The following is a 12,694-nucleotide window of genomic DNA, read 5'->3' as shown; positions in this document are numbered from 1 at the left end:
CTCTAGATTATAATAATTATTATTTACTAATGAGAATAGATTTGGTATAATCTTATCAAACATATAAATAATAAAAATTTAAAGAGGTGACCTTTATGTTAAGTAAAGATTTATTAGAAGCGTTAAATGATCAAATGAATCATGAGTATTTTGCAGCACATGCCTACATGGCTATGGCCGCTTATTGTGATGATACATCGTACGAAGGTTTCGCAAATTTCTATATTCAACAAGCTAAAGAAGAACGTTTCCACGGTAAAAAAATCTACGATTATATTAACGATCGTGGTGAACGCGCAGAATTCAGAGCTATCCCAGCACCTAAAACAAACTTCAACTCAATTTTAGAAACGTTTAAAGATGGATTAGCGCAAGAACAAGAAGTGACGCGCCGTTTCTATAATTTATCTGAAATTGCTCAAAAAGATAAAGACTATGCTACAACTTCATTCTTAAATTGGTTCTTAGATGAACAAGTCGAAGAAGAGTCTACTTTTGAGACACACATTGATTATTTAACTCGTATCGGTGACGATTGTAATACGTTATACCTATATGAAAAAGAATTAGCTTCACGTACATTTAACGAAGAATAATTTATACTATAAAATATATTTAATGCCCGATTTTTGCTTCCTTAGCAGAAATCGGGCATTTATATATGCAATGCAATTTACTGTTCAACGGAGGAATGTTTAGCTACAATAATATAATCAAATTATGATTGAGGAGGGAGCTATGTATCGTGGATAATGCATTTGTAGCTTTAGACTTCGAGACTGCTAATGGTAAACGTACAAGTATTTGTTCAGTTGGCATGGTGAAAGTAGTCAACAATGAAATAGTTGAATCCTTTTACACATTAGTTAATCCATTTGATTACTTTTCACAAACTAACATTAAGGTGCATGGTATCAAACCTGAAGATGTCCAAACGTCCCCTGGATTTGAATATGTGTATCCTTATATGTTGAAGTTTATAGATCATCTTCCTGTTGTAGCCCATAATGCCGCATTTGATATGAATGTCTTACATCAAAGTTTGAAAAGCTTAAATATCGAAACACCTTCAATGACTTATTTTTGTTCTTATCAATTAGCTAAACGTACAATCAGTGCTTATCGCTATGGTTTAAAACACTTAATGAACCATTATAAACTTGATTTTCATGGACATCATGATGCCTTAAATGACGCCAAAGCGTGTGCGATGATTACGTTTAGATTATTAAAACACTATGATGATTTACAAAGTATGCTTCAAATTTACGGCAAAAATTTAAAAGATAAAGGGTAGGGTCATTATTTAAATGAGATACATGTCTCTCATTCACAATCATTCTCGCCTTTATCTTTAAATAAAATCATAAATTGTCATATTTTGATAAGTGGAACGTTCCAAATTACCAACTGTAACGCCTATCAAACGGATAGGTACATTCGGATCTTTTAGTTCATTATATAAGTCATACGCCACATTATAAATATCAATATCATTTCTAACTGGGTCTCTTAAACTTCGTTGTTTTGAGAATGTTTCATACTGGTATGTTTTCAACTTTACTGTTACAGTACTACCAGATTTTTGTAATTTCGCTAACCGATCTGCAGTTTTACCTGATAATTCCCAAATTTTTTGTAGAATTTCATCATCGTCATTCACATCTGTAGAAAACGTTCGTTCCGTTCCAACTGACTTTCGAATTCTAGTAGCCTTAACTTCGCTATGGTCAATACCTCTCGCTTTGTTATATAAGCCTCTGCCTCTTTTTCCAAACCAACGAATTAATTCGAATTCTGTTTTTTCATATAAATCTTTACCGGTATATATATCATGCTCATGCATAATTTTTTTCGAAGCTTTTCCAACGCCAGGAAAATCACCGATATCTAAATTCATTAATATATCGTGTACATTATTATAATCAATAACCATCATCCCATTTGGCTTGTTCATACCACTTGCTAATTTAGCTAAATATTTATTATATGATATGCCTGCTGAAGCGGTTAATCCTGTTTTTTCAAAAATATCTCGTCGTATAAACGATGCAATCTTTGAAGCTGACAAATCAGGTCTTACTAGATGTGTAATATCTAGATATGCCTCATCAAGCGCTAGAGGATCTACAATCTCTGTATAACTCTTGAAGATAGTCATGATTATCGAAGATGCCTCACGATACGCATCAAAACGCGCTCTTACGTAATAACCATTAGGACATAGCTTATGAGCTTGAGACATTGGCATAGCAGAATGGACACCATATTTACGCGCTTCATATGACGCAGTAGAAACGACGCCTCTATTACTTGCTTTTCCGCCAACGATAACGGGTTTACCTCGTAACTTTGGATTATCTCGCATTTCTACTTGTGCATAAAAATAATCCATATCGATGTGTATTATTCTTCTTTCTGCCATTCTCTCACCCCTTTTCAAAAATAATAAAATAAGCCTTAATATAATTATACTGGTCATGATATAAAAACTCATGAAATGTGCACAATATAACCATATTAAGACTAATCTTTAATTTATTCGTAATGATTATGAGTGTGAAGAGGTTTGTGATAATACATGTACAACCCTTCCTCACTCGGATGTATATAGTTAAACTTATTGATTAGTGTAATGCCGACTAAATAAACATCAATTAAGCAATAACCAATATGAATACTTGAAATAAAGATAATTGAAGAATAAGAATAATAGCTAAATACTACCATTAAACTTGCAGTAATAAATACCATGGGTGCTAGCATTATTGTACAATATTGCCATTTATTAAAGTATTTGTTTGAGCTATGAGTAAGCAGTACACCTTGCTGATATGTAATACGAGGATGCTCTCCATGTGAAAAAGCATAAAACATTAACCGGTGTATTAATTCGTGTAGACCCAAAGTAAGTATAAACCCTAAAATACCGTACATGACATTAGCTATAAATGTCTGTTCACTAACTTCGGTAAACGTAAAAGCCCATTTATACGTGATTAAAATAACAAATAAAATAACGACAATCTGAGTCGCAATAAACTTTGGTAAGTTTAATTTATTAGATAATAAATCAATCTTATGCACAATAATGACCTCCCAACTGCATGAATTCAAACTTAGTATACATGGCCTACTTTCAGAAACAAAGACTTTTTCAATAAATTAAATACCTTGTAATCTGTTCTTAATGAAAGTTATCTAACTTAAAAATATTGTTTAAAATATTACACAGTGAAAGGCTCTATTTTACTGTTAGTGTGGCAAGTCGATAACTATTGGCGCGAAGAACAAAGTGCCAATATCTTAATACAGTATGAATATTTCCTACTCAAAGTATATCGTATCTATTATTAATTAAATGGATTATCTAATCTCTCAAATAGCGCAACTGTTTCGATGTGTGTCGTTTGAGGGAACATATCGACTGGCGTAATTTCTTTCAAATGATACTTTGTAGCCAGTATTTGAGCATCTCTTTGTTGTGTTGATGGATTACAGGATATATAAACAATACGTTTAGGATTAAGCGTTAATAATGTATCTAAAAAGGTTTCATCGCATCCCTTACGTGGTGGATCGACCATTACCACATCGGGTTTAATTCCTTGTTGTTTCCATTCTATAATGACATCTTCTGCCTTACCACAGACAAAAGTCGTATTTTCTAATTGGTTTAAAGTCGCATTTTGTTGTGCGTCTTTAATCGCAGAGGGCACGACTTCTACTCCATAAACGTGCTTAGCTACCGGCGCCATATAAAGACCAATCGTACCAATTCCGCAATAAGTATCAAGCACTGTTTCTTCACCATCTAATTGAGCATAATCGATTGCTTTTTGATAAAGTTTTTCAGTTTGACTAGAATTAATTTGATAAAAAGATTGGTCGCTGATTTTAAATGTAGTATCGCTTAATTGATCAACAATTTTATCTTTACCATATAACGTTACCGATTGTTGCCCCATAATGACATTCGAATGGCTATTATTAATGTTCTGTTTAATACTTGTAATATTTGGAAAAGCTTTATTTAACTTTTCAACCAAAATATTAGCTTGTTTAAATTTCGAACCATTTGTCACAAAGATAACCATAATTTCATCTGTGTAATGACCGGTACGTATAACTAAATGTCTTAGCAAGCCTTTTTTCGTTTTTTCATTATAAATACTTACTTTTAATTCATTAAGCCATTGTTTAACTTGATTCATAATTTCTTGATGTTGTTCATCTTGAATTAAACAGCTGTCCATATCGATAATATCATGGCTTCTTTGACGGTAATACCCCATGATTGCAAAGTTGTCTTTATCTTTACCAATTGGAAGCTGAGACTTATTCCTATAGCGCCAAGGATTATTCATACCTACCGTATCATTAATAACTGTATTGTTGAATTGAGCCTTTCTATGGAAAAGGTTCACAACCTGCTCTTTCTTCATTGCTAATTGCGCTTCGTAGGTCATATGTTGTAACTGGCAACCACCGCATTTCCAATAATATTTACATGGTGGCTCAACACGGTTTTCACTTTCTTTGATAACGTTCATTAATTTCCCAATTGCAAAATTCTTTTTAACTTTAATAATCTTAAATTCGATATCTTCATCTATTAATGCATTGGGCACAAATATGGGATAGCGATCAAATTTAACTACTCCATGACCTTCATGCGTTAGGTCAATCACCGTTCCCTGTTTAATATCATTTTTATTTATTACTTCCATTCTTTCACCCCACACGAAAAAGAGGTTTGAATAGTTAAATACAGACTATGATGCACGTACTATATATTCAAACTATGTCTCAACCTCTTCATCTCGTTCTATAACTATTTAGTTTAATTCATCATTATTGTTCATTGATTGATGACGATTCGCTTATATCGTCGACTTGTTGGTCCTCTGTTAAATCTTCATTATAAATATCTTTAGGTGTACACACTTCAATATGACGTTTTAAATTTAAGAAGTTAGCAGGTAATTTCCCGCCATACTCACCATCTACATTTAATTGCATATCAGTGTAAGACGAAATATTAATAGATGTCGCTTTCTCATATATTACCTTAGGGTGTTTAATATGTTCTCCCCGGGATGCTAATGTCATGATGTGTCCTAATTCAGCTAGATTCGCTTTCTCAACGATAATTAACGTAAAATGGCCGTCGTCTAGTTTAGCGTCAGGCACTAGCTTTTCAAAGCCAGCCATAGAATTTGTAAGCCCTAATAGGAATAATAATGCTTCACCTTGAAAAACGTTATCATCATATTCAATTCGCAAATCAACAGCTTTCATCTGCGGTAACATTTCAAAACCTTTAATATAATATGCAAAAGGACCAACAATAGATTTCAATCGACTTGGCGTTTCATATGATACTTGAGTTAGTTGACCACCTGCAGCTAAATTAATAAAATAACGATTATTCATCTTGCCAATATCAACTTTTGTTGTATGATTATCAATTATTACATCAACTGCACCCATAATATCATTAGGTAGGTGTAAGGCACGGCCGAAATCGTTAACGGTTCCCATCGGAATGATGCCTAGCTTAGGACGGTTAGGTTGTTCAGCAATACCATTTACTACTTCGTTAAGAGTACCGTCGCCACCAGCAGCTATTAAAATATCATAATTTTGTTTCAATGCACGTTCCGCTTCTAGCGTAGCATCACCTTCTCTTTCAGTGGCATACGCGCTCGTTTCATAACCTGCTCGCTCTAATTTTATTAAAACATCTGGTAAAGTTCTCTTGAATAATTCCTTTCCAGAAGTTGGATTATAGATGATTCTTGCACGTTTTCTCATAAATTATCCCTCAACTTTTTATACATATATTTATATTAAATGATTTACAAGTAAGTTAAAAGTATTTCAATCAATTATCTTTACTTTACTTTTCAAATTAAAGAACTTAAATCACTAGAAGCAGAAAATTTGATATAAAAGAAGGCTTAAAGATGAGTCCTCATCGAACTATCTTCAAGCCTATCATTCAGAACTAATGTCCTAAATATTAAGTATTAATAATTATACTTATCTTTTATCTAATTCTTGTTTTAATAATTGATTTACTTTTTGAGGGTTAGCTTGTCCTTTAGAAGCTTTCATAATTTGGCCTACTAAGAAGCCCATTGCTCTGCCTTTACCATTTTTATAATCTTCAACTGATTGTGGGTTATTATCTAAAGCTTCAACTACAAATTTAGTTAAAGTAGCTTCATCAGAAATTTGGACTAAACCTTTGTCTTCCATGATTTGCTTAGCATCTCCGCCATTTTCGGCTAATTCTGGGAAGACTTTCTTAGCGATTTTACTGCTCATTGTGCCGTCTTCAATAAGTTTAATCATACCTGCTAAGTTCTCAGGTGTTAATTTAGTATCTTCTAAATCAACTTGATTTTTATTTAAATATTCGTTAACGCCACCCATTAACCAGTTAGATGTTAACTTAACGTCAGCGCCATGGTCGATAGCACCTTCAAAGAAATCTGACATTTCTTTTGTAAGTGTTAACACATGAGCATCGTATTCAGGTAAACCTAATTCTTTCACATATTTAGCTTTACGTTCATCTGGTAATTCAGGAATTGTTTGACGTACACGTTCTTTCCATTCGTCATCTACATATAAAGGTACGATGTCTGGCTCAGGGAAGTAACGATAGTCGTCAGATCCTTCTTTTACGCGCATAAGAATTGTTTTACCAGTTGACTCATCAAAGCGACGTGTCTCTTGACCGATTGTACCACCATTTAACAATTCTTCTTCCTGGCGTTTTTCCTCATATTCTAAACCTTTTCTTACATAGTTAAATGAGTTAAGGTTTTTCAATTCAGTCTTAGTACCGAATTCGTCTTGACCGTAAGGACGTAAAGAAATATTGGCATCACAACGTAATGAACCTTCTTCCATTTTACAGTCTGATACGCCAGTATATTGAATGATTGAACGTAATTTTTCTAAATAAGCGTAAGCTTCTTTAGGTGAACGAATATCAGGTTCAGACACGATTTCGATTAAAGGTGTGCCTTGACGGTTTAAGTCAACAAGTGAGTAACCGTCTTTATGAGTTGATTTACCCGCATCTTCTTCCATGTGAAGACGAGTAATACCAATACGTTTAGTTTCACCGTCTACTTCAATATCAATATATCCATTTTCACCAATTGGTTGGTCAAATTGTGAAATTTGATATGCCTTTGGATTATCTGGATAGAAATAGTTTTTACGGTCGAATTTAGAATGAGTTGCAATTTCCATATTTAAGGCCATTGATGCACGCATAGCCCAATCGACTGCACGTTTATTTACAACTGGTAAAACCCCAGGATATGCTAAGTCGATAACATTAGTATTTGAGTTAGGTTCAGCTCCAAAATGCGCTGGTGATGGAGAGAACATTTTTGAGTCTGTTTTTAGCTCAACATGAACTTCAAGTCCGATAACTGTTTCAAAATGCATTATTTCCACTCCTTATAAATTTTCATATACGTCGTGTAAGTTGAATTGTGTTTCATATTGGTACGCAACACGATATAACGTTTTTTCATCAAAAGGTTTACCGATAAATTGTAAACCAATTGGTCGTCCGTTTGATTGTCCACAAGGAACAGAAATACCTGGTAAACCGGCTAAGTTAACAGGCGTAGTTAATAAATCGTTAGCATACATAGTTAACGGTTCATCAATTTCTTCTCCCAAGTTGAAAGCAGTCGTTGGTGCAGTTGGACCTACAACAACATCATAATTTTCAAAGACTTTATCGAAGTCATTTTTAATTAATGTTCTAACTTTTTGTGATTTTTTATAGTACGCATCATAGTAACCAGAACTTAACGCGAATGTACCTAAGAAGATACGACGTTTAACTTCGGCGCCGAAACCTTCTGATCTAGACATCTTATATAATTCTTCCAATGATTGCGCTTCTTTAGAATGATAGCCATAACGAATTCCATCAAAACGAGCTAAGTTTGCTGATGCTTCTGAAGAGGCAATAACATAATATGATGGAATACCATATTTTGTGTTAGGTAGTGACACTTCATCGACTTCAGCGCCTAATGACTTAAGTGTTTCAATCGCTTTTTTAACTGATTCTTTTACATCTTCATTAACGCCTTCGCCTAAGTATTCTTTAGGTAGCGCAATTTTTAAGCCTTTAATATCTTTACCAATGTCAGAAGTAAAGTCTATATCATCAACAGGTGCACTTGTAGAGTCATTTTTATCAATTCCTGAAATAGCTTCTAATACTAATGCATTGTCTTTAACATTACGTGTAATTGGGCCGATTTGATCTAATGAAGACGCAAACGCTACTAAACCAAAACGTGATACACGGCCATAGGTAGGTTTCATACCCACTACACCACAATATGCTGCTGGTTGTCTAATAGAACCACCAGTATCAGAGCCTAAACTAAATGGCACTAATCCGGCTGCCACAGCTGCTGCTGAACCACCTGATGAACCACCTGGAACTGCAGTGTGGTCAAATGGGTTAACCGTTTTTTTAAAGTAAGATGTTTCAGTTGAACCACCCATAGCGAATTCATCCATATTTAATTTACCAATTAATACGGCATTTTCATTATGCAATTGTTGCATAACTGTTGAATCGTAGATAGGAACGAAGCCTTCTAACATTTTACTTGCACACGTTGTTTCTACATCTTTAGTAATAATGTTGTCTTTGATACCCATTGGAATACCAAATAACTTACCTTCCATTTGGCCTTTAGCTTGGAGTTCATCTAATTCTTCAGCTTTTTTTATCGCATTTTCTTTATCTAAAGCTAAAAATGATTTTATTGTTGGATCAGTTTCTTCGATAGCGTCGTAAATATCTTTTACTACGTTAGAAGGTTTAATTTCATTGTTTTTAATCATTTTTATTAAATTTTCAACAGATTCATAGCGAATACTCATCTTAAGCGTCCTCCTCGTTCATGATAGCTGGTACTTTGAATTGACCAACTTCTGTTTCTTTAGCATTTTTTAATGCTTGCTCTTGAGGAATGCCCTCGATTGCTTTGTCTTCACGTAAGACATTTTGCAAGTCTAAAACGTGATAGGTTGGTTCAACACCTTCAGTATTAGCTGTATCATTTTGTTTCGCAAAATCTAAAATACTTTCAAGTGTTTGAGCCATTTCTTCTGTTTCTTCTTCAGAAATTTGAAGTCTAGCTAAGTGTGCTATATGTTCAACTTCTTCACGTGTAACTTTAGTCATTAATTAAAAAGCCTCCTTATTACTCATTCATCATAAAATTGTATCAAATTTTCACTTAAAAATCTAAATATTTATTATTATAACAGTCAGTTAGCCACCCTCTTATACTAAATAAAGATTAAAGTTTCACCTTATACAACTACTAATTTTATATACTGTATAAAATAATGTAACTCATTTAAGCTTTTGTACCTTTTTAATATATACAAATTTAATTAAAGTTAAGTTTTTTACAATATATGCAATATACGTATAAATAAATTTATTTTACTCCAACAAATAGTAAGCGCTTACTATTCTATTTTGACACTATTATTTATCTATATAGCAAAATTAATACTTCTTTAATACATGCATTATATTGTATAATATTACATGTAACTTATTTATTAAGCATCTTATTACTAAGCGTTAAAAGATAATACTTTTGATTAAGGTAAATTTTTAGCGATAGGTAGCTTAAAACAAAGGGGGTAGTTCTAGATGTTTACTTTAGGAGCAAGTTTAAGTAGTCATGTGAACACTGGTTGGCAAACATATATAATGATTGCTATTTATTTTATTATTTTACTTATCATCGGGTACTATGGTTATAAACAAGCAACTGGTAATTTAAGTGAGTACATGTTAGGCGGTAGAAGTATCGGCCCATACAATACCGCTCTATCGGCAGGAGCATCAGATATGAGTGGTTGGATGATAATGGGATTGCCAGGTTCAGTCTATAGTACTGGCTTATCAGCAATATGGATTACAATTGGGTTAACGCTTGGCGCTTATTTAAATTTATTTAATTGTCGCACCTAGGCTAAGAGTTTATACAGAGCTTGCAGGAGATGCAATTACCCTACCAGACTTTTTTAAAAATAGATTAAACGACAAACAATCTATTATTAAAATTGTTTCTGGCCTAATCATTGTAGTATTCTTCACTTTATATACACACTCAGGTTTTGTGTCAGGGGGAAAACTATTTGAAAGTGCATTTGGCCTTGATTATCACTTTGGACTTATTTTAGTAGCTGTCATTGTTATTTTATATACATTTTTTGGCGGCTATCTAGCTGTATCGATTACCGACTTCTTCCAAGGTGTAATCATGTTAATCGCCATGGTTATGGTACCTATTGTAGCTATGATGCATCTAAATGGATGGGGCACCTTCTCTCGTGTAGCTGAAATGAAACCTACAAACTTGGATTTATTTAGAGGCACTACTTTCTTAGGTATGATTTCCCTTTTTGCATGGGGATTAGGTTATTTTGGCCAACCTCATATCATTGTTAGATTTATGTCAATCAAGTCACATAAGATGTTACCTAAGGCGCGTCGAATTGGTATAAGCTGGATGGCAGTTGGTCTTTTAGGAGCTGTTGGCGTTGGTTTAACAGGTATCGCTTTTATAGCCGATAATGATATTAAAATGAATGATCCTGAAACATTATTTATTATTATGAGTCAAATTCTGTTCCACCCACTTGTAGGTGGTTTCTTACTTGCAGCTATTTTAGCCGCTATTATGAGTACGATTTCTTCACAACTTCTTGTAACTTCAAGTTCATTAACCGAAGATTTCTATAAATTATTCCGTGGCGAAGAACTCGCTAAAACACACCAAAAGGAGTTTGTATTAGTAGGTAGACTTTCAGTGCTTGTCGTAGCTATAATAGCGATTGCTATTGCTTGGTCTCCTAATGATACTATTTTGAACTTGGTTGGTAACGCATGGGCTGGTTTTGGAGCTGCATTTAGTCCACTAGTATTATTTGCACTTTACTGGAAAAAGCTCACACGCGCTGGTGCTATTAGCGGTATGATTGCTGGTGCATTAGTCGTTATTGTATGGATTGTTTGGATTAAACCATTAGCAAGTATTAATGAAATCTTTGGTATGTATGAAATTATTCCAGGTTTTCTTTTAAGTGTCATAGTTACTTATGTTGTTAGCTTATTCACACAACCACCTGGTGAGTTTGTTGAAAGAGATTTAGCACAAGTAAAAGATATTATTAAAGAGAAATAAGTGAAAAGAAATACTATTTAAAATAACTTTAAAACTTAAATGGATGAGATATAGGTATCTCAAATCAAAGATGGTACAAATTAACTTTTTATTTTAAAGTAACAGTACGCATAACTAATGTAAGATTGATAAAAAGAGTTGTAGAGGTAATTCATCATCGAATCACCTCTACAACTCTTTTTGAAGTTTATATCTCATAACCTCTTAACTATAACTAATTATTATAAATATGAACTTGTGGTTCTTTATCGTCTTTTGTTTTACTGATTAAAGCACGAGATGTATTACCATCCTTAATGCGAATTTCATAGCTATCAATATCGTCAAAATATTTTTCAGCTTGTTCAGTTACATACTGAGTAATACCGATTGTTTCAGCTTGACCATAATAATCAATTGGTAAGTCAATTGTCAGTTGTTTTGGTTTCTTATCTTCAAATTTAACCTTCCCTACAGCTTGAGTAAAGTTTGTAAAATAAGATTGTAGATTATTATTAAATTGCTTGAAGTTATTGTTTAAGGTTTCATTATACTTCTCTGCAGTTTCTGATGGTAGTAATGCTGATACTTCGTTAATTTTATTCCATTTATTAATTTTAGTTTGGTCTTCATCTACCGTAGTATTCGCTATAAATTCTCCTGGTGTTATTGAGTTTTGATCAGATTGCTTGTAAATCGCAAAATGGATAGGTATATCTTTTAAATCATCATTTGCCCTTAACCGAGTAAGTATTTCAGAAGCCATGGCTTTACCTTGTTTTTCAATTTCATCATCATTAAGATTTTTACTATATGTTTCGCCATCTTTTTCTTTTTGATAATAATACACACTATTCATAGCTAAGCCAATGGTCATACCTTTAATATTAGACCCTTTTGTATCACTATTATCATAAAAATCTTGTTCTAAAATATTAGACAAATAAGCGGGAGAGTCATCAGCAATCTTCTTAGGATCATCTTCTCCGTTATGTGAAGGGTTTAAGCCTAAATTTTCACTAGCTTTTTTTGATTTTTTCTCACTATCGTTCATTTTATCAATTTCTTTTTTAGAGTATTTAGGGTTCAAGTAGTTATTAAGTGTATCTTTATCTAAGTATTGTCCATCTTGATAAAGAAAATCATCGGTAGGAAAAACCTCTTTACTTAAATTTAATAAGCCACTCTCAAAATCATCTCCGTTATAGCTATTGGCCATATTATCTTGTAATACCCCTCTAGCTTTGCTTTCCTTAAACGGTAAAATTGTACGATAATTATCCCCTTGCACTTTCTTATCTGTTGCAATTGTCTTTACGTTATTTGAATTTGAGCTTGTATCTTCTTGTTTGTTAACCGATTGATCATTTTTATTATTACCGTTGCCACATGCCGCTAACAGCACAAGCGACATAATTACCAATAGTAGTGTCCGCTTCATTGCC

10 protein-coding genes and 1 pseudogene are annotated in these 12,694 nt (G+C 33.3%); 3 read left to right on the top strand and 8 right to left on the bottom strand.

Going from position 1 to position 12,694, the window contains the following annotated elements; genetic code table 11:
- Positions 1-95 precede the first annotated feature (95 nt).
- Positions 96-596: an H-type ferritin FtnA gene (ftnA, locus tag CD147_RS06775; protein ID WP_103166660.1), complete on the top strand. Its 501-nt coding sequence runs from the start codon at positions 96-98 to the stop codon at positions 594-596.
- Between the two features lie 146 nt (positions 597-742).
- Positions 743-1,297, top strand: a complete 555-nt coding sequence (locus CD147_RS06770; protein WP_103166693.1) for a 3'-5' exonuclease — start codon at positions 743-745, stop codon at positions 1,295-1,297.
- Positions 1,298-1,354: 57 nt separating this feature from the next.
- Here CD147_RS06770 and dinB read toward each other — a convergent pair whose 3' ends face one another.
- The 7 genes from dinB to gatC form a co-directional block, all read right to left on the bottom strand.
- The gene (dinB, locus tag CD147_RS06765) at positions 1,355-2,425 is read right to left on the bottom strand and encodes a DNA polymerase IV (RefSeq protein ID WP_103166659.1); all 1,071 of its coding nucleotides are present in this window, start codon (positions 2,423-2,425) and stop codon (positions 1,355-1,357) included.
- Positions 2,426-2,538: 113 nt separating this feature from the next.
- Positions 2,539-3,087, bottom strand: a complete 549-nt coding sequence (locus CD147_RS06760) for a DUF3267 domain-containing protein (RefSeq protein WP_103166658.1) — start codon at positions 3,085-3,087, stop codon at positions 2,539-2,541.
- 266 nt (positions 3,088-3,353) lie between these two features.
- Positions 3,354-4,730, bottom strand: a complete 1,377-nt coding sequence (gene rlmD / locus CD147_RS06755; RefSeq protein WP_103166657.1) for a 23S rRNA (uracil(1939)-C(5))-methyltransferase RlmD — start codon at positions 4,728-4,730, stop codon at positions 3,354-3,356.
- Positions 4,731-4,854: 124 nt separating this feature from the next.
- Positions 4,855-5,817, bottom strand: coding sequence for a diacylglycerol kinase (locus tag CD147_RS06750; protein WP_103166656.1), 963 nt, complete (start codon positions 5,815-5,817; stop codon positions 4,855-4,857).
- A gap of 228 nt (positions 5,818-6,045) precedes the next feature.
- Positions 6,046-7,473, bottom strand: coding sequence for an Asp-tRNA(Asn)/Glu-tRNA(Gln) amidotransferase subunit GatB (gatB, locus tag CD147_RS06745; RefSeq protein WP_103166655.1), 1,428 nt, complete (start codon positions 7,471-7,473; stop codon positions 6,046-6,048).
- A gap of 12 nt (positions 7,474-7,485) precedes the next feature.
- Entirely contained in the window at positions 7,486-8,943 is a 1,458-nt protein-coding gene (gatA, locus tag CD147_RS06740; RefSeq protein ID WP_103166654.1) for an Asp-tRNA(Asn)/Glu-tRNA(Gln) amidotransferase subunit GatA, read from the bottom strand.
- Position 8,944: 1 nt separating this feature from the next.
- Positions 8,945-9,247: an Asp-tRNA(Asn)/Glu-tRNA(Gln) amidotransferase subunit GatC gene (gene gatC / locus CD147_RS06735; protein ID WP_103166653.1), complete on the bottom strand. Its 303-nt coding sequence runs from the start codon at positions 9,245-9,247 to the stop codon at positions 8,945-8,947.
- Between the two features lie 483 nt (positions 9,248-9,730).
- On the opposite strand from gatC, the pseudogene putP reads away from it, so the two are divergent.
- Positions 9,731-11,270, top strand: a pseudogene (putP, locus tag CD147_RS06730) (sodium/proline symporter PutP).
- Positions 11,271-11,484: 214 nt separating this feature from the next.
- On the opposite strand, the gene CD147_RS06725 reads toward putP, so the two are convergent.
- Positions 11,485-12,690 (bottom strand): CamS family sex pheromone protein, encoded by a 1,206-nt coding sequence (locus CD147_RS06725; RefSeq protein WP_103166652.1) that lies wholly within the window; start codon positions 12,688-12,690, stop codon positions 11,485-11,487.
- Between the last annotated feature and the right edge of the window lie 4 nt (positions 12,691-12,694).

The organism is Staphylococcus devriesei (assembly GCF_002902625.1).
GTDB classification, from domain to species: domain Bacteria; phylum Bacillota; class Bacilli; order Staphylococcales; family Staphylococcaceae; genus Staphylococcus; species Staphylococcus devriesei.
Note: the sequence above shows the minus strand (reverse complement) of the source record. Positions and strands in the feature narration are given on the sequence as shown.

Excerpts from the sequence above, each read along its gene's own strand:
- ftnA (WP_103166660.1), top strand. The coding sequence starts at position 96 with ATGTTAAGTAAAGATTTATTAGAAGCGTTAAATGATCAAATGAATCAT.
- dinB (WP_103166659.1), bottom strand. The coding sequence starts at position 2,425 with ATGGCAGAAAGAAGAATAATACACATCGATATGGATTATTTTTATGCA.
- rlmD (WP_103166657.1), bottom strand. The coding sequence starts at position 4,730 with ATGGAAGTAATAAATAAAAATGATATTAAACAGGGAACGGTGATTGAC.
- CD147_RS06750 (WP_103166656.1), bottom strand. The coding sequence starts at position 5,817 with ATGAGAAAACGTGCAAGAATCATCTATAATCCAACTTCTGGAAAGGAA.
- gatB (WP_103166655.1), bottom strand. The coding sequence starts at position 7,473 with ATGCATTTTGAAACAGTTATCGGACTTGAAGTTCATGTTGAGCTAAAA.
- gatA (WP_103166654.1), bottom strand. The coding sequence starts at position 8,943 with ATGAGTATTCGCTATGAATCTGTTGAAAATTTAATAAAAATGATTAAA.
- gatC (WP_103166653.1), bottom strand. The coding sequence starts at position 9,247 with ATGACTAAAGTTACACGTGAAGAAGTTGAACATATAGCACACTTAGCT.
- CD147_RS06725 (WP_103166652.1), bottom strand. The coding sequence starts at position 12,690 with ATGAAGCGGACACTACTATTGGTAATTATGTCGCTTGTGCTGTTAGCG.